This is a genomic window from Sulfitobacter sp. EE-36, assembly GCF_000152605.1.
Classification (GTDB): Bacteria; Pseudomonadota; Alphaproteobacteria; order Rhodobacterales; family Rhodobacteraceae; genus Sulfitobacter; species Sulfitobacter pontiacus.
Window position 1 is genome coordinate 1,961,997 of the sequence record NZ_CH959310.1, and the last position, 17,140, is coordinate 1,979,136.

The window sequence follows — 17,140 nt, forward strand, 5'->3', positions numbered from 1 at the left end:
GCTATACCGCTTCTTGCGCCTCGGCCAGTGTTTGCATCGTATCCAGCGCCTCTAGCAGCACCTGACGGTCGGCACCGGGGCGGGAGGCCTGCTCGGACAGGGTGCGCCGCCAGACCCGTGCGCCGGTGCGACCAGCAAAGAGCCCCATCATATGGCGTGTGATCTGGTTCAGCTTGCCGCCGCCGTCGATATGCGCGTCGATATAAGGGAGCATCTGCGCCACGACATCCTCGGGCGTGGTGTCTGCGCCGGTGCCGTAAATGCGGCGATCCGCCTGCGCCAGAATATCGGTCGGGTTATGATAGGCGCTGCGCCCGATCATCACGCCATCCAGACCGGCGTCCAGAAACGCCTCTGCCTGATCCAGCGAGGTGATGCCCCCGTTGATCGAGATATGCAGGTTCGGGAACAGCCCCTTCATCCGGTGCACCAGCTCGTAGTCCAAGGGGGGAATGTCGCGGTTTTCCTTGGGGCTGAGCCCCTGCAGCCACGCTTTGCGCGCGTGGATTGTCACCCGTTCACAGCCCGCGCCGACGATCTGCGCCAGAAACTCGGGCAGCACCTCGGCGGGGTTCTGGTCATCCACGCCGATCCGGCATTTGACGGTCACGTCCACATCCACCGCGCGGCGCATCGCCGCGACGGATTTCGCCACCAGCGCCGGTTGCTCCATCAGCACCGCGCCAAAACAGCCCGATTGCACGCGATCCGACGGGCAGCCGACGTTCAGGTTGATCTCGTCATACCCCGCCTGCGCCCCGATCCGCGCCGCCTCGGCCAGCTCGTCCGGGTCAGACCCGCCAAGCTGCAAGGCCACGGGATGCTCCGAGGTATCGTGATCCAGCAAATGCAACGCGCCGCCGCGTACCAAGGCAGGCGAGGTCACCATTTCCGTATAAAGCAACGTCTGCTTTGAAAACAGCCGGTGCATGTAGCGACAATGCCGGTCGGTCCAGTCCATCATCGGGGCGACCGAAAGCCGTGCAGCGCGGGTGAGATCGGATCTATGTCCCATGATGGTCTAAGCCTTATCGTCTATCGAGCTGGAAATATGGGGGTTCGGGAGGGTCAATGCTATAGCGGGGCGGGCATGGCAAGGGGCAGGGGGCCGATATCACGCGCCCGTTGTTTGCCTAAATCCGCGGCATTGGGCCGGAATGTGCAGGGCCTGATACGTTTATTACCCTGATTTTGCCCAAATACTGCCATATCTTAACACTTATATCACACTGTCGGAGCCAAACTACCGACAAGCGACCGAGAATCGAATCGACCGGCGCACAAATTGAACGACCCGAGAGATGGCAGAGATGAACATGACAGATACAGCGCAAGACCCGCAGACCAATATCCTTCGCTTCGTGCCCGCAGCGGCGACGTGGCAATGCGTGACCGTGGCGCAGCATTTTGGGGCGACCCCCGTGGTGCCAGCGGCGAATGACAATTACGCCCCGCAAGATCACGAAGGGGCCCAGACAAGCAGCGAAATGCTCGATTTTCTGTACCGCGTGGCCCGCTGAATCCTCATCAACGGTCCATACGCCCTAGCCGGTTCGCCAGATCAGCCGGTGCTGTCACGCTTGAGCCGCGCAGAACGGCCCCCCCGCCGCTTCGTCAACGCACCCGCTCGCGATGGTAGCTCTGCCATGATGCTGCGGCGCTCTTCGGGCGTCATACGCGACCACGCGCCGATCTCGTCAATGGATCGGTAACAGCCTGTGCACAGGCGCGTCTCGGGGTGCACCACGCAAAGTTTCACGCAGGGGCTTTCGACTTCGTTCCGCTTCCAGATCTCGTCACTCATCGCTTTATCCTCGCGCTGTCGCGCTTATGTGGCCTCAGGCCGACGCGCCCTGCGCCTTGATCACACGCAAACGGTCCAGCACCCCTTGCAGAATATAGCCCGCGGCCACGTGGTCGATCACCTCGGCGCGGCGGCGACGCGATGTATCGGCCTCCAGCAGCGCGCGTTCCGCGGCGACCGTGCTCAGCCGTTCATCCCAGAACCCGATGGGAATATCTCCCAGCCGGTCAAAGTTCCGCGCAAAGGCCCGTGTCGACTGACAGCGCGCGCCTTCCGATCCGTCCATATTGCGCGGCAAGCCCAGCACCACCCCGCCGATTCCGCGGGCGGCAATGATCTCTGACAGGCGGGCGGCATCAACCCCGAATTTCTTGCGGCGCACCGTTTCCAGCGGGGTGGCGATGGACAGAAAACTGTCGCTGACCGCAACGCCGATGGTCTTTTCCCCAAGGTCCAGCCCGATCAACGCCTGCATCGGGGGCAGGGCGGCGGCAAAATCTGTTATGTCGTCATAGATCATTCGGTCACCCCGGCGCGTTCGCCCGCGCGTTGAATATCATCCATCGCGGCGGGGTCATCGGCAAAGACCTCTACCGCATTCTCGTAAATCGCCCGCGCCCGTGTCGTTTCCCCCAGCACGCCAAGCGACGTGATCAATCGCGCCCAATCCTCGACCGGCCCGCCCTGGCTGGCAAGCCGCGACGACAGGCTTTCGACCATGCCGCCGATCATCTCCATCCGTTCGGCAGGGGTCATATCCTGCGCCGCGTCGATATCCTCGGTCGAGGGGCCGCGCAGCGCGCCGCTGCCAATCTCGGGCACGGTATAGTCCACACCGGCCATCGTGGCGATAGGGGTGATCTGCGCCAGGATAGGCGCGATCCACGGGGCATCCTCGGGGCCGCGGCGGAGCAACCCGTCCCACATGCGGAACGCCAGATCTGGGCGCCCGGTTTGCACCAGCATCAGCCCCCAATAATACCGCGCCGTGCCGTTTTCGACATCACGGGTCAGCACCGCGCGCAACACCGCTTCTGCTTCGGGGGAGACATAGCCCCCTGCCGCCATCACCAGCAGCTCCGCATAGCCTGACACATCGTCAATCGAGGCTTCCGCCCCCTTGAGGCGCACAACCTTGCCCTGCGCGGCGGCTGCGGCGGCGTAGTTGCCAACGCGCGCCTCGTTCTGGGCCAGCAGGACATGGCCCTGCATATCATCGGGCCGCGCGGCAACCGTTTCGCGCAGGCGGGTCAGCAGCGCTTCATATTCGGGGCTGAGCTCGGGTGGCAAATCGGCGGCGGGCAGCTCTGCCTCGGCGGTGGCCTGATCGGGTCGGTTCCGGCGCATGTCTTCGGCCCGCGCGATACGGTCCTGCAACGCCAGATCCCCATAGCCCGGCGCACCCAACTGCCAGTAGAGCCCAAGGCTCCCGCCCAGCAAGACCAGCGCGATCACCACGATGACGATAGGCGACGGCGTGCCACTTGCGGCGGGAATATTTTGTCCGGCAGCATCCGCGGCCAGAATACGGCGCGAGATTTCGGTGCGCACGCGGATGGCGTCGGCTTCGGGCAACACCCCGCGCGCGACATCGCGTTCAACCTCGGCCAGCTGGTCGCGATAGACCTGCACATCATGGGCGGCACCGGTTTCAGCTGGCGCGCTGGCCCCACGGGTCAGGGCACGCGCCAGCAACACGGTCACAAGGGCGGCTCCGGCGGCGGCGATGATCCAGAAACTCATAAAGATGCGGTCCAGTAATTATAGGTGCTGCACACCTAACCGCTGCGGCGACGTGACAAAAGAGGCCATATTGCTGCACCTTGTCGCGGCGGCGGCTTGGGTTTTGCCAGATTGCGGCGGATGTCGTAAAACTGTTAAGGAATGCCGCGCCGGGTATCCTCTTTTTCGCCCGAAGACCCAGAAAGAAGCCAAGCCTACGCCACGGCGTACGAATCTTTGCCGGAGACCGCTTTCATGAAGAAATACTCAGCCTTTGCCGTCGCCCGCGAAGCCCTGCGCCATCATACCGGCTGGCAGCGGGCCTGGCGCGATGCGCAGCCGAAGAAACGCTATGACGTGATCATCGTCGGGGCCGGGGGGCATGGTCTGGCGACGGCCTATTACCTGGGTAAAAACTTCGGCATCACCAATGTCGCCATTTTGGAAAAAGGCTGGCTCGGGGGCGGCAACACGGGCCGTAACACCACGATCATCCGGTCCAACTACCTGCAAGACCCCTCCGCCGCGATCTATGAAAAGGCGCGGTCGCTTTACGAGACGATGAGCCAGGATCTGAACTATAACGTCATGTTCAGCCCGCGCGGCGTGATCATGCTGGCGCAGACCCATCACGAAGTGCGCGGCTACCAGCGCACGGCCCATGCCAACGCGCTGCAGGGGGTGCAGACCGAATTCATCGGGCCCGAAAAGGTCAAGGAACTGGTGCCGATCATCAATATCGACGGGCCACGTTATCCGGTTCTGGGCGGGCTCTGGCAGCGCCGTGGCGGCACGGCACGCCATGATGCGGTGGCCTGGGGCTATGCGCGGGCCTGTTCCGATATGGGCATGGACGTGATCCAGAAATGCGAGGTCACCGGCATTCGTCAGGAAAACGGCAAGGTGACGGGCGTGTCGACCAACCGTGGCGATATCGACTGTGACAAGCTGGGCATGGTGGTCGCCGGCCACTCTGGTCATCTGGCTGATATGGCGGGCTTCCGGCTCCCGATCGAATCCGTCGCCCTGCAAGCGCTGGTGTCAGAGCCGATCAAACCCTGCATGGATGTGGTGGTCATGGCCAATACCGTGCATGGCTATATGAGCCAATCCGACAAGGGTGAGATGGTGATCGGCGGCGGCACGGATGGCTATAACAACTATACCCAACGCGGCTCTTTCCACCATATCGAGGAAACGGTCCGCGCCCTGGTCGAGACCTTTCCGATGGTGTCCCGTCTCAAGATGTTGCGCCAATGGGGCGGTATTGTGGATGTGACGGGGGACCGCTCTCCGATCCTGTCCAAAACGCCGGTCGAGGGCGTGTTCGTCAACTGTGGCTGGGGTACCGGCGGGTTCAAGGCGATCCCCGGCTCGGGCTGGGCCATGGCCGAACTGATGGCCAAGGGACGGTCGCCGCTGACGGATGCCTTCGGCCTGAACCGGTTCCAGGAAGGGCGGTTCATCGACGAATCCGTAGCCGCCGGGGTGGCGCATTGATCGGCGCGCGGAAACCTGCCCGCCCAATGGGGCTGTGGAACTTTTTGCCTGTGAACGGGGTTTGCACTTCATATCAAGTTTATGAAGGACCATTCCCATGGCTACGCCTGACAACAACCAAGCGCCACACACCACCGTCAACAAAACCAGCGGCACCGGATCGGGGATCGTCATCGGCGTTCTCGTCGTTCTGGTCCTTGGCTTCGGCTTTTACTTCTTCGCCGGTGGCAACCCGATGGACGACTCTGGCGACATCAACGTCAACGTCGAAGGCGCGGCCGATGGTGCTGCCGATGCCGTTGAAGGCGCGGCCGAGGAAGCAACCGGCAACTAAGCCGCTTTCCACTCTATCCAATATGATCAAGGCTGGCCCTCGCGCGGGGGCTGGCCTTTTTGCGTTTCAACCGACCTTAGAAAGGAGCGCCCCATGCTGACCCTGACATGCCCCAACTGCGGCATTACCGCCGAGGAAACCGAATTCCACGCGGGCGGCGAGGCGCATCTGAAACGTTTTGGTCCGGGGTCCTCTGACAACGACTTCGAAAAATACCTGTTCATGCGGGAAAACCCCAAGGGCGTGCATTTTGAACGCTGGCGGCATGTCTATGGCTGTGGCAAATGGTTCCACGCCGCGCGCGATACCATGACGCTCGAAGTCTTCGGCACCTATACCGCCCAGACCAGCACGGTCCCGCAAGAGATCATCGACAAGATACAGGACCGCCGCCCCGATTGGCAGGCCTCCGCCGCCCCATGACCGCTGCCGTTCTTCATTTTGCCAAGAAAACTCCCGCCGGAGGCGCCCGCGCTTTCGCCCCACACCAAGGTTTGACTTCATGAGCACCAGAATTGCCACAGGCGGCCGCCTGCTGAACAAATCAAATGCTGTCAGTTTTTCGTTTAACGGAAAGCAGCTGCGCGGGTTCGAGGGCGATACCCTGGCCTCGGCCCTGCTGGCGAATGACCAGATGCTGGTGGGGCGGTCGTTCAAATACCACCGTCCGCGCGGCATCGTGGCGGCGGGCCCGGAAGAACCCAACGCGCTGGTGAACCTCGGGCAGGGCGACCGGTTTGAACCCAACCAACGCGCCACGACCACCGATCTGTTCGACGGGCTCAAGGCGGAAAGCCAGAACCACTGGCCCAGCCTCGAATTCGACGTTGGCGCGATCAACAAACACCTGAGCCGCTTTCTGCCCGCGGGCTTCTACTACAAGATGTTCATCCACCCGCGCCCCTTCTGGAAGCATGTCTACGAGCCGATCATCCGCCACTCTGCCGGTCTGGGCAAAGCGCCCAAGGAGACGGATGGCGATACCTATGAACATTTCCACGCCTTTTGCGATGTGCTGATCATCGGCGGCGGTGTCGCGGGGCTAGAGGCCGCGCGCACGGCGGCCCTGTCCGGTGCCAAGGTCATCGTGCTGGAACAGACCGCCCATTGGGGCGGCCGCGCGCCCGTGGATGGCGGCACGGTCGATGGCACACCCGTCGCCGATTTCATTGACGCGCTGGTGGCAGAGCTGTCGGAGATGGCAAACGTCACCCTGCGCACCCGTGTCATGGGGGCGGGAGTCTATGACCACGGCTATGTGCTGGGCTATGAACGTCTGACGGACCACGCGCCCGAGACTGCCGGACCGCGCCACCGGCTCTGGCGTATTCGCGCCGGTCATATCGTGACCGCCACCGGCGCGATTGAACGGCCTTTGTCCTTTGCAGGCAATGACATCCCCGGTGTGATGCTGGCCGCATCTGTGCGGGATTATCTGGTGAACTATGGCGTGTCGGTCGGGGATCGCACGGTGGTGGTCACCAATAATGACGACGCCTACCGCACCGCCATCGCCTTGACCGAGGCCGGACTGACCGTGCCCGCCATTCTGGATGCCCGCGTGCTGCCGCAGGATTCCGCGCTGATGACACGCGCCAAAGATCTGGGCATTCGCGTGATGATGGGTCATGCCGTGGCGCGGGTGACAGGCGGCAAACGCGTGACAGGCGTAGAGGTGTGCAGCCAGGCGGGCGAGGGTGCGGTGCTTGAAACCTTCCCCTGTGACGCCGTCGCCATGTCGGGCGGATGGTCGCCTGTGGTGCATCTGTGGTCCCATTGCGGCGGCAAGCTGACCTGGGATACCGCCGGGGCCATGTTCCGCCCCGATGTGAACAATCCGCCGCTGGGGGCGGACGGGCATGGTTTTGTCACCGCTGCCGGTGCCGCGGGTGGGTTCTTTGCGCTGGATGATATCTTGCACGACGCCCATGCCGCCGCCGATGGGGTGGTCACGACGCTGGGGTTCAAGCTGCCCGCCGATGCTGTCTCGCCGAACGCCGACCGGCAAGAGGAAGCGCCGCTCGCCCCCGTCTGGATGATGCCGCAAGGCGCAAATGTGAAGCTGCGCGAGAAGACGTGGCTGGATTATCAGAACGATGTCAAAGTGTCGGACGTGCGGCTTGCCGCGCAAGAAGGCTTTGTCAGCGTCGAACACGCCAAACGCTATACCACGCTTGGCATGGCGACGGATCAGGGGAAGCTCAGCAATATCAACGGGCTGGCAACACTGGCGGGCGCGATGGATGCGGATATTCCCGCCGTTGGGACCACCACCTTCCGCCCGCCGTACCACCCGATTTCGATGGGCGCGATCGCGGGCGAGGCGCGTGGCGATGTGTTCCAACCGATCCGCCGCACCCCGCTGCATGATTGGCACGACGCGAACGGTGCCGAATGGGAACCCGTCGGCCAATGGCGACGCCCCTATGCCTATCCGCGCAAGGGCGAAACCACCCATGACGCGGTCATGCGCGAGGTCACCAACACGCGCAGCAAACTGGGGATGCTGGATGCCTCCACCCTTGGCAAGATCATCGTCAAGGGACCGGACGCGGGGCGCTTCCTCGACATGCTTTACACCAATATGATGAGCACGCTGAAACCGGGTAAATGCCGCTATGGCCTGATGTGTTCGGAAAACGGGTTCCTGATCGACGATGGTGTCGTTGCGCGGATCGATGACGACACCTTCCTGTGCCACACAACGACGGGCGGCGCGGAAAGCATCCACCAGCATATGGAAGAATGGCTGCAGACCGAGTGGTGGGATTTCAACGTCTATGTCGCCAATGTCACCGAGCAATATGCGCAGATCGCCGTGGTCGGCCCCAACGCACGCAAATGTCTGGAAAAGCTGGGCGGCATGGATGTCAGCAAAGACGCGCTGGCCTTTATGGAGTGGGCGGACGGCACGCTGGGGGGCTTCAAGTGCCGCGTTTACCGTATCTCTTTCTCGGGCGAGCTGAGCTACGAGATCGCGGTGGATGCAGGGCAAGGACAGGCCTTCTGGGATGCGCTGATGGTGGCGGGCAATGATCTGGGCGTGATGCCCTATGGGACCGAATGTCTGCACATCCTGCGCGCAGAAAAGGGCTTTATCATGATCGGGGACGAAACTGACGGCACCGTGATCCCGCAGGATCTGGGGCTGAACTGGGCGATCTCGAAAAAGAAGGATGACTACTTGGGCAAGCGCGCGCAGCAGCGGTCCCATATGGTGGACCCGACGCGCTGGAAACTGGTGGGGCTGGAAACAACCGACGGCAGCACCCTGCCGGACGGGGCCTATGCCGTAGGCGAGGGCGAGAACGAGAACGGCCAGCGCAATATGATCGGGCGCGTTACCTCGACCTATCATTCGCCGACGTTGGGCAAGGGGATCGCGATGGGGCTGGTCCTGAACGGGCCGGACCGCATGGGCGAGGTGCTCGATTTCCCCGGGACCGACGGCAAGACCTATCAGGCGAAAATCGTCGATCCGGTGTTCTATGACAAAGAAGGGGCCAAGCAAAATGTCTGAGGCGGTAAGCGCGTTGAAAGCGGCGGAATTCACCGGCGGCATTGCCGAGGTGACCCTGATGGACCCGATTGGCATGATCTCTGTCCGCGGGGATCTGGGGGCGGGCTATATGAAGAAGGCGCTGAAAAAGGCCGTCGGCCTGGGCCTTCCCGATACACGCAGTGTCCAGATCAACGGGGATCGCGGTGTCGCGTGGATGTCATCGGACGAGCTGTTGTTGCTCTGCCCCTACGATCAGGTCAGCGACACCCTCGACATGCTGACCAAATGCTTTGGCAGCAATCACACGCTGGCGGTCAATGTCTCGGACGCGCGGGCGGTGTTTCGCATCAGCGGGGCGCACAGCCGCGATGTGCTCGCCAAGCTCGCCCCGGTGGATCTGTCGCCAGACAGTTTCACCCCCGGGATGATCCGCCGCACGCGGCTGGCGCAGGTGCCGGCGGCGTTCTGGATCGAGGACGGCGACAGCTTCCGTCTGGTCTGCTTCCGCTCGGTCGCGCAATATGTATTTGATCTGCTGAAAACCGCGGCACAGGCCGGGTCCGCCCCCGAATATTATAGCACCGCGCGGTAAGCCGCTGGTCAGGGGCAGGGCGGCAGACTGGCGGGAACATTCGCCCCAGCCAGCCGTTTTACCCTTAAGCGGGTGACGAAAGAAGCGCCCCGTCAGCTGTGCCGGTTTCCCCCTTGCGGGTCGATCAGCACTTGACCTTATGACGGGACGGGCTTCATGTGACCCAGACGCAATTCAATAACGGAGGCTTTTCTCATGGCTTTTACTCTTCCTGATCTTCCCTATGCCCACGATGCGCTTGCATCCAAAGGTATGTCCAAGGAAACGCTGGAATATCACCACGATAAGCACCACAACGCCTATGTGACCAACGGCAATAAAGCCATTGAAGGCACCGAGTGGGAAGGCAAGACCCTCGAGGAAATCATCAAGGGCACCTACAACCCTGACGCGGTTGCGCAAAGCGGTATCTTCAACAACATCAGCCAGCTGTGGAACCACAACCAGTTCTGGGAAATGATGTCCCCCGAAGACAGCAAAATGCCGTCCGAGCTGGAAAAAGCGATCACCGAAAGCTTTGGCTCTGTCGATAAGTTCAAGGATGAATTCAAGGCAGCCGGTGGCGGTCAGTTCGGCTCCGGTTGGGCGTGGCTGGTCAAGGACACCGACGGTGGCCTGAAAGTGACCAAGACCGAAAACGGCGTGAACCCTGTCTGCTTTGGTCAGACCGCACTGCTGGGCTGCGACGTTTGGGAGCACTCCTACTACATCGATTTCCGCAACGCGCGCCCCGACTACCTGTCGAACTTCCTCGACAATCTGGTCAACTGGGACAATGTCGCGTCGCGCATGTAATCGCGATATGATGGGTTAAGGCATCGCGCCAACCTGTTGAAATATTTATGTGAAAGGCCCTGCAGCATTCCGCTGTGGGGCCTTTTCTTGTGGAACCTCGGGCGTGATTGGGGCGTTTTACCCGTGAACCCACAAGATGAGAAGGAGACCACGATGGCAGAGCGTCACAGATCGAAGGACGGCGTCAAGGAAACCGACAAATACATCAGCGAAGCCGATGATATTGACCATCAGGGCCGCTCGGGTGGCGGGCTGCAACGCGATGTCGGCACACAAGACGAAGAGAAACAGGTGGTCGACAAACCCGGCGCTGACACCCGCGTCACTGGCGAAGACAAACGCAACCACGGAGAAGACGCATGACCAAGATTGAAAATGGCACCTGGGTGCTGATCGCAGATGGTGAAAAAGCGCTGTTCATGGTGAATGAAACCGACGGAGAGGATCCGTTCCTCCAAGTCTTCCGCGAGGAAGAGCAGGAAAACCCGCCGAACCGCGATCAGGCCGCCAATCGTCGTGGACGCTTCAACGACGGCCCGTCTGTGCACCGCTCGGCTGTGGACGACACCGACTGGCACCAGCTGTCCAAGGACCGCTTTGCCAGCGAGCTGGCGGATATCCTGTACAAACAGGCGCATAAGGGCAAATTCGACAAGATCATTCTGGTCGCACCGCCGAACACTCTGGGAGAGTTGCGTCACGAGATGCACAAAGAGGTCGCAGACAAAGTCGTGGGCGAAATCCCCAAGACGCTGACGAACCACCCTATCGACGAGATCGAGAATATCGTGAAATCGACGCTTGAAACAGCGTGAGGATGTGGCCGCATAGCAACAGTAAATTTCTGGCTATGCGGCCGGATCTATAGGTATTCGGGTTGCCGCAGGGCGGTGATTTGAAAGGGCATCCAAATGTGGGTGCCCTTTGCTGTATCGCGCGTGCTCGCGGCGAACAGGGAGTATGGCGTCGGCCGATTTCGCTTACCGCCTATAGCACTCCTGATCCGGCTTCGCCGCCGATCAACCCGTTGCCGCGCAGGCGCTTCCTCCACAACCGCGCGAGCTGCCGCGCTTACCTCTACGCGGTCAGGCTGCGGCGCAGAACGTCCAGCGCGCCGTCGACGTCATCGACCGTATCCACATAGCCAAGCAGGCTTTCTTCGGCAAAGCCGCGGGCGACGACATGATCCAGAAGCGCTGTGAGAGGATCCCAGTAACCATTTGTATTCAATAGGATTACGGGTTTCTGATGTAGCCCCAACTGGCGCCAGGTCAGCACTTCGAACAGCTCGTCCAGTGATCCGGCACCACCGGGCAGGACCACCACGGCATCGCAATTCATGAACATCACCTTTTTGCGTTCATGCATGGTCTCGGTCACGACATAGGTGGTCAGATCGGTCTTGCCGACCTCCCATTTCACCAGATGATCGGGGATCACGCCAAAGGTCGTGCCGCCCGCCGTTTGTGCTGCGCGTGCAACGGTGCCCATCAGCCCCACGTCCCCCGCGCCATAGACCAGCCGCCAGTCGTTCTGCGCCAAAGCGCGCCCCAAAGCGTCGGCTTGTGCGGTATATTCGGGGTCATCACCGGGGCGCGAGCCGCAGTAAACACATACGGATTTCTGGATCATAAACGGGGGTCCTTTTTGCGAATATGCACATGGCATGCAGCTGCATTTTGACCCGTGATAGCCTGCTTGGTACAAGTCCTCAATGTGGGGAAGTTCAAAGGGATGAACGGGATGTCGGTGTTTCAAACGCGGGGTGCTCAGTTTGCGGGCGCCGCGCTGGTCGTGGCGGTTGCCGTTGCGGGATATATCTGGTCGCAAGATGCGGGTCCCGTCGTGCCGGATACGGCGAAAGACACTGCCGCCCAGCCGAAACCCGCGGCCCAGCCCTCCGCGCGGACCGCCACCGCACCCCAAGACACCAAGGCCGCCGCCACCGTTCCCCCTGCGCCGCAAACGCCTGATCCTGCCGCATCGCCCGCCACCCCCAGCTTTGACGAGGTGCGCCGCGAGGGGGACGGGATGACCGTGATCGCAGGCCGCGCAGCACCAGGGGCCCGCGTCAGCGTCATCAGCAACGGGGCAGAGGTCGCCAGCGCGCAGGCCGACCGCTCTGGCAAATTCGCCACGCTTGCTATTTTGCCGCCCGATGGCAGCGGCAAGATCCTGAGCCTGAGCGCGGATGCCGAAACAGGCCCCGTCGCCTCGGTCGAGGAAGTCATCTTGGCCCCGATCACCGCTCCTGCCGTGGCACAGGTGGCACTGGCGGAACCAGCAGACGTATCCATCGACACCACATCAGAGGCCATGCACGACGACACGGCCCCTGAAGCAGCCTCCGCTCCGGTCGCGGAACCGCAGGGGGAAGCACCCGAGGACAGCGCCCCCGAGATGACCGAGTTCGCCGCCGTAGCAGCGCAGCCCGATCCCGCGCGCCCGTCTGCTGATACCCCCGTCGCCCTGTTGAAATCCGACGCCGATGGTGTGGAATTACTGCCCGGCACCGCGCCCGAGGTGACCGACCGCATCGCGCTCGACACGATCACCTATTCCGATGAGGGCGAGGTCCGGCTGGCGGGGCGCGCACAGGCGCAGGCGTCTTCCGTGCGGGTCTATCTGGACAACCGCAGCGTCGGCGCGCTTGAGGTGGACCCCCAAGGCCGTTGGCGCGGCGATATCGAGAATATCAAGACCGGCATCTACACCCTGCGCGTGGATGAGCTGGATCAGGGCGGCGATGTGATCAGCCGCGTGGAAACCCCGTTCAAACGTGAATCCCCCGAGGTGCTGGCCCGTGCCACCGCAGACAACGACGGCCCGATCAAGGCGGTGACCGTGCAGGAAGGGGCCACGCTTTGGGCCATCGCCCGCGAACGCTATGGCGACCCGACGCTCTATGTGCGCGTCTTTGCCGCCAACCGCTCATCAATCCGCGATCCCGATCTGATCTATCCCGGTCAGGTCTTTGATCTGCCCGATTGAAGAGCGGCTATGCGGGCAGATGAAACTGCTGCACTGGCATGATCCGGCTGACGGCCCTATGTAAGGGGCAACCACACAGGATCGTTCATGTCAGCCGATAGCCCGCGCACTGCCAGCCAGCCCAAACCCGCCACCCAATATCCCATGACAGAAGAGGAGATCGCCCAAGCTGCAGAGCGGCAGTCGAACCTGCTTGTCTTGCGCAAAGTGGCACCCTACCTCTGGCCCGACGATATGCCTTGGGTCAAGAAACGCGTGGTCTGGGCGCTGATCTTCTTGGTGGTGTCCAAGCTGATTTCTGTTGTTATTCCCGTACTTTACAAAGACGCGGTGGATGCTCTCGCGAATGAGGGCGTGCCGTTTCTGGCGCTTGGCGCGGTGGGGCTGACGATCGCCTATGGTATGGCTCGCGCGATGAACGTGGGCTTTCAACAACTGCGCGACGCGGTTTTTGCCCGTGTCGGCCAGCGCGCCCTGCGGATGCTTGCGCTAGAGACGTTCGAGCATATTCACAAGCTGTCGATGCGCTATCACATCACGCGCAAGACCGGCGGGCTGAGCCGGATCATCGAACGCGGGGTCAAGGGGGTGGAATTCCTGCTGCGCTTCTTGCTCTTCTCCATCGGGCCGCTGATTCTGGAGCTGCTGCTGGTCGGCATCATCCTGACCGTGCTGTTTGACGCATGGTATCTGCTGATCGTGACAGTCACCATCGGGCTCTACGTCTGGTTTACCTTCGCGGTGACCGAGTGGCGCGTGAAGCTGCGCCGCCAGATGAACGACCGCGACACAGACGCCAACCAAAAGGCCATCGACAGTCTGCTGAACTATGAAACCGTCAAGTATTTCGTCGCCGAACAGCGCGAGGCGCAGCGTTATGACGCGGCGATGGCGGGCTATGAAGAGGCGGCGATCAAGACGAACTACTCGCTTGCCTTCCTGAACTTCGGCCAGTCGTTGCTGATCACCTGCGGGTTGGTCGGCGTGATGATCCTGGCAGCTATCGGGGTGCAGAACGGTGATCTTACCGTGGGGGATTTCGTCATGGTCAACGCCTATATGGTGCAGTTGACCGTGCCGCTGAACTTCCTTGGCACCGTCTATCGCGAAATCCGTCAGGCGCTGGTCGATATGGGGCAGATGTTCACGCTGCTCGATCAACCGGCCGAAATCTCGGACAAGCCTGATGCCCCTGCGCTGCACGTCTCGGGTGGGCGTGTCACGCTGGACAACGTGCGCTTTGGCTATGACGACGACCGACAGATCCTCAAGGGCGTGTCGATTGAAGCCGCCCCGGGAGAGATGGTGGCGATTGTCGGCTCTACCGGATCGGGGAAATCCACCATCGGGCGTTTGCTGTTCCGGTTCTACGATGTGCAAGGCGGTGCCGTGCGCGTGGACGGGCAAGATGTGCGCGATGTGACCCAAGACAGTCTGCACCGCGCGATTGGCGTGGTGCCTCAGGATACCGTGCTGTTCAACGATACCATCGGCTATAACATCGCCTATGGCCGCGATAACGCCACGCAAGAAGACATCGAAGCGGCGGCAAAATCGGCGCAGATCCACGACTTTATCCAGCGTTTGCCCCACGGGTATGAAACCGCTGTGGGTGAACGCGGGCTGAAACTGTCGGGGGGGGAAAAGCAGCGTGTCGGTATCGCGCGGACCCTGCTGAAAAACCCGCCGATCCTGCTGCTCGACGAAGCAACAAGTGCGCTGGACAGCGAGACGGAGCACGAGATTCAGGATGCCCTGCGTCAGGCGGGCAAGGGGCGCACGGTGCTGACCATCGCGCACCGCCTGTCCACCGTGGCCGAGGCGGACCGTATCGTGGTGCTGGAGCAAGGCGAGGTGGTAGAACAGGGCACCCATGACGATCTGCTGGCACGTAACGGGCGTTATGCGCAACTGTGGCAACGCCAGCAATCCGAGGGCGAATAGCTGGCGCCACAAAGGTTCGGTCGGCGCGGGGGTTATTCCTCCGCGATGGCCTTGTCGGTGAGCTTGTCCAGCGCGCCGGTCATTTTGGTCAGATATTCCGCGTCATCGGGCAACCCGTGGTCTGCGGCCAAAGTGGCGGGGTCGTGGTAGCTGACATGTACCATACCGCTGTCATCGGCATAGGCCAGCACGCGCATGGGCAGGTCTAGACCAGCGGTCTGACCGTCCAGCATCGCAGGCGTGCCCAGTTTGGGATTGCCAAAGATCAGCAGCGTGGTCGGGCGCAGCTCCATATCCACTTTGGTCGCCCCTTCGGCGTGGTCCACGCGGGCAAAGACCGTGGCACCGGCTTCGGTCACGGCAGTTTCCAGACGGTCGATTGTGTCGGGCACGGAATGGGGGCTCATCTTGGTGATGATGTCGGCGGCGGCGGGCAGGGCGGCCAGCGTCGTGAGGGCGAGCGTTGTCGCGGCGAGTGTCTTGCGGATCATGAGGTCTCTCCTTCGGTTTGCGCGGCCCGCGGGGCCACGGCTTCCCTCTGGAACCTAGTACGCCTTGCCCCACGAACGAGCAAAATTCGATCAACAAGCAGTGAATTGCCGGTATATGCATACAAACAACATGGTGCATTCTTGCCGTCGGGTGCATATGTGCTAGCTCAGCGCTGGCCGAGCGCTGCGACGCGCGGCATCCCCACAGCCCTGCCCATAAATTTGAAGGACTACCCATGCCTGCCGGAATGTTCCGTACCGCCCTTATTCTTGGCTCTATCTGTGTGACAGGTCCTTTTGCCATCGACATGTATCTGCCTGCCTTGCCCGCGATTGAAGAGGCGCTGGATGTCTCTGTCTCGGCCGCCCAGATCACGCTGGTCGCCTATTTCCTCGCTTATGGCGTGTCGCAGCTGGTCTATGGGCCGCTGTCCGACCAGATCGGGCGCAAAAAGACCCTTGCCATCGGGATGAGCATTTTCTGCGTCGGCGCGGTGATCTGCGCTGTGGCCCCCGACATCGAGACGCTGGTGCTGGGGCGTCTGGTGCAGGGCATCGGCGGGGCGACGGTGATGGTCATTCCCCGTGCCATCGTGCGCGATATGTACACTGGTGCGCAGGCGACGCGGTTGATGTCGTCGATCATGCTGGTGATCTCGGTCTCGCCCATGCTGGCCCCTTTGGCGGGCAGCGCGGTGGTCAGTTTCGGCAGCTGGCGCGAGATTTTCCTCGCCCTTGCTATCCTTGCGGCGGCGACGTTGACGATGGCGCAGATCGCGCTGCCCGAGACGCTGACCGCAGACAAACGCCGCAAGGTCAATCTGCGCGAGCTGTCGCGCAGTTGTGGTATCCTGTTCCGCGATCCGGTGTTCGTCGGCCTGACCTTTATTGCGGGTTTCGGCATGGCGAGCTTCTTCTTGTTCATCTCCAGCGCGTCCTTCGTCTACACCGGTCAATTCGGGCTGACCCCGACCGAGTTCTCGCTGGCCTTCGCCTTTAACGCGGTGGGGTTCTTTATCGCGACACAGGCGGCGGGGCGTCTGGCGGATATGTGGGGGCTTGCCACGCTGATCGGGCGCGGTGTCACCGGCTTTGCCGTCTGCTCTGCGCTGTTGACGGGCGTTGTGCTGGCCGGTTTCGGCACGCTTCCGGTGCTGTTGATCGGGCTGTTTCTGGCCTATTCCTTTCTGGGGGTCGTTGTGCCTTCGGCGATGGTCGCGGCACTTGATGCGCATGGGCGGCGCGCGGGTATGGCGTCCTCGCTCAGTGGGAGCCTGACAATGCTGACGGGGGCCTTTTGTATCGCTGCGACGACGCCGTTCTTTGACGGCACCGCCGTGCCCATGGTGGTGAGCATCGCGCTGTGTGGTGTGGCGGCATTGGCGCTGGTGATCTTTACCATGCCCAAGCTGCGCCAGCAGCAGGAGGCCGCGGCGGCCGACCAGATGCCCGCCGCGGCCTAAGG

Annotated in this window: 18 protein-coding genes; 12 read left to right on the forward strand and 6 right to left on the reverse strand. The window is 61.9% G+C overall.

Annotated features, from left to right (window positions below; translation table 11 throughout):
* Position 1: 1 nt before the first annotated feature.
* Positions 2-1,015 (reverse strand): tRNA dihydrouridine(20/20a) synthase DusA, encoded by a 1,014-nt coding sequence (dusA, locus tag EE36_RS12025; protein WP_005852596.1) that lies wholly within the window; start codon positions 1,013-1,015, stop codon positions 2-4.
* Between the two features lie 301 nt (positions 1,016-1,316).
* Between dusA and EE36_RS12030 the strand changes: the two genes are divergently transcribed.
* Complete coding sequence (locus EE36_RS12030) at positions 1,317-1,520, forward strand: hypothetical protein (RefSeq protein ID WP_235183771.1); 204 nt, start codon at positions 1,317-1,319, stop codon at positions 1,518-1,520.
* Positions 1,521-1,561: 41 nt separating this feature from the next.
* On the opposite strand, the gene EE36_RS12035 is transcribed toward EE36_RS12030, so the two are convergent.
* The 3 genes from EE36_RS12035 to ccmI are packed head-to-tail and all read right to left on the reverse strand — an operon-like array spanning position 1,562 to position 3,547.
* The gene (locus EE36_RS12035; RefSeq protein ID WP_005852599.1) at positions 1,562-1,804 is read right to left on the reverse strand and encodes a DUF1289 domain-containing protein; all 243 of its coding nucleotides are present in this window, start codon (positions 1,802-1,804) and stop codon (positions 1,562-1,564) included.
* 34 nt (positions 1,805-1,838) lie between these two features.
* The gene (gene ruvX / locus EE36_RS12040; protein WP_005852601.1) at positions 1,839-2,324 is read right to left on the reverse strand and encodes a Holliday junction resolvase RuvX; all 486 of its coding nucleotides are present in this window, start codon (positions 2,322-2,324) and stop codon (positions 1,839-1,841) included.
* Complete coding sequence (gene ccmI / locus EE36_RS12045) at positions 2,321-3,547, reverse strand: c-type cytochrome biogenesis protein CcmI (RefSeq protein ID WP_005852602.1); 1,227 nt, start codon at positions 3,545-3,547, stop codon at positions 2,321-2,323. Before ccmI ends, ruvX begins: the two co-directional genes overlap by 4 nt.
* 234 nt (positions 3,548-3,781) lie before the next feature.
* Here ccmI and EE36_RS12050 point away from each other — a divergent pair, with 234 nt between their 5' ends.
* The 8 genes from EE36_RS12050 (at position 3,782) to EE36_RS12085 (ending at position 11,064) form a co-directional block, all read left to right on the forward strand.
* Positions 3,782-5,026: a sarcosine oxidase subunit beta family protein gene (locus tag EE36_RS12050; protein ID WP_039912259.1), complete on the forward strand. Its 1,245-nt coding sequence runs from the start codon at positions 3,782-3,784 to the stop codon at positions 5,024-5,026.
* Between the two features lie 97 nt (positions 5,027-5,123).
* Positions 5,124-5,360 carry a hypothetical protein gene (locus EE36_RS12055; protein WP_005852605.1) on the forward strand — a complete coding sequence of 79 codons (237 nt, stop codon included), beginning with the start codon at positions 5,124-5,126 and terminating at the stop codon, positions 5,358-5,360.
* Between the two features lie 93 nt (positions 5,361-5,453).
* Entirely contained in the window at positions 5,454-5,783 is a 330-nt protein-coding gene (locus EE36_RS12060; protein ID WP_005852606.1) for a sarcosine oxidase subunit delta, read from the forward strand.
* Positions 5,784-5,862: 79 nt separating this feature from the next.
* Positions 5,863-8,880 (forward strand): sarcosine oxidase subunit alpha family protein, encoded by a 3,018-nt coding sequence (locus EE36_RS12065; RefSeq protein WP_005852608.1) that lies wholly within the window; start codon positions 5,863-5,865, stop codon positions 8,878-8,880.
* A complete protein-coding gene (locus EE36_RS12070; protein ID WP_005852609.1) occupies positions 8,873-9,454 on the forward strand; it encodes a sarcosine oxidase subunit gamma in 582 nt (193 codons plus the stop codon). The genes EE36_RS12065 and EE36_RS12070 overlap by 8 nt, the downstream gene beginning before the upstream one ends.
* Before the next feature lie 195 nt (positions 9,455-9,649).
* Positions 9,650-10,249 carry a superoxide dismutase gene (locus EE36_RS12075; RefSeq protein WP_005852611.1) on the forward strand — a complete coding sequence of 200 codons (600 nt, stop codon included), beginning with the start codon at positions 9,650-9,652 and terminating at the stop codon, positions 10,247-10,249.
* Between the two features lie 153 nt (positions 10,250-10,402).
* Positions 10,403-10,612, forward strand: a complete 210-nt coding sequence (locus tag EE36_RS12080) for a hypothetical protein (protein WP_005852612.1) — start codon at positions 10,403-10,405, stop codon at positions 10,610-10,612.
* Positions 10,609-11,064, forward strand: coding sequence for a host attachment family protein (locus tag EE36_RS12085; protein WP_005852614.1), 456 nt, complete (start codon positions 10,609-10,611; stop codon positions 11,062-11,064). Before EE36_RS12080 ends, EE36_RS12085 begins: the two co-directional genes overlap by 4 nt.
* A gap of 262 nt (positions 11,065-11,326) precedes the next feature.
* Here EE36_RS12085 and EE36_RS12090 read toward each other — a convergent pair whose 3' ends face one another.
* Positions 11,327-11,881 carry a TIGR00730 family Rossman fold protein gene (locus EE36_RS12090; protein WP_005852616.1) on the reverse strand — a complete coding sequence of 185 codons (555 nt, stop codon included), beginning with the start codon at positions 11,879-11,881 and terminating at the stop codon, positions 11,327-11,329.
* 111 nt (positions 11,882-11,992) lie between these two features.
* Here EE36_RS12090 and EE36_RS12095 point away from each other — a divergent pair, with 111 nt between their 5' ends.
* Entirely contained in the window at positions 11,993-13,240 is a 1,248-nt protein-coding gene (locus EE36_RS12095) for an Ig-like domain-containing protein (protein ID WP_005852618.1), read from the forward strand.
* Between the two features lie 144 nt (positions 13,241-13,384).
* Positions 13,385-15,184, forward strand: coding sequence for an ABC transporter ATP-binding protein/permease (locus tag EE36_RS12100; protein WP_039912261.1), 1,800 nt, complete (start codon positions 13,385-13,387; stop codon positions 15,182-15,184).
* Positions 15,185-15,216: 32 nt separating this feature from the next.
* Here EE36_RS12100 and EE36_RS12105 read toward each other — a convergent pair whose 3' ends face one another.
* Entirely contained in the window at positions 15,217-15,675 is a 459-nt protein-coding gene (locus EE36_RS12105; RefSeq protein WP_005852621.1) for a DUF302 domain-containing protein, read from the reverse strand.
* Positions 15,676-15,911: 236 nt separating this feature from the next.
* On the opposite strand from EE36_RS12105, the gene EE36_RS12110 reads away from it, so the two are divergent.
* The gene (locus EE36_RS12110; protein ID WP_005852622.1) at positions 15,912-17,138 is read left to right on the forward strand and encodes a multidrug effflux MFS transporter; all 1,227 of its coding nucleotides are present in this window, start codon (positions 15,912-15,914) and stop codon (positions 17,136-17,138) included.
* Positions 17,139-17,140: the final 2 nt, after the last annotated feature.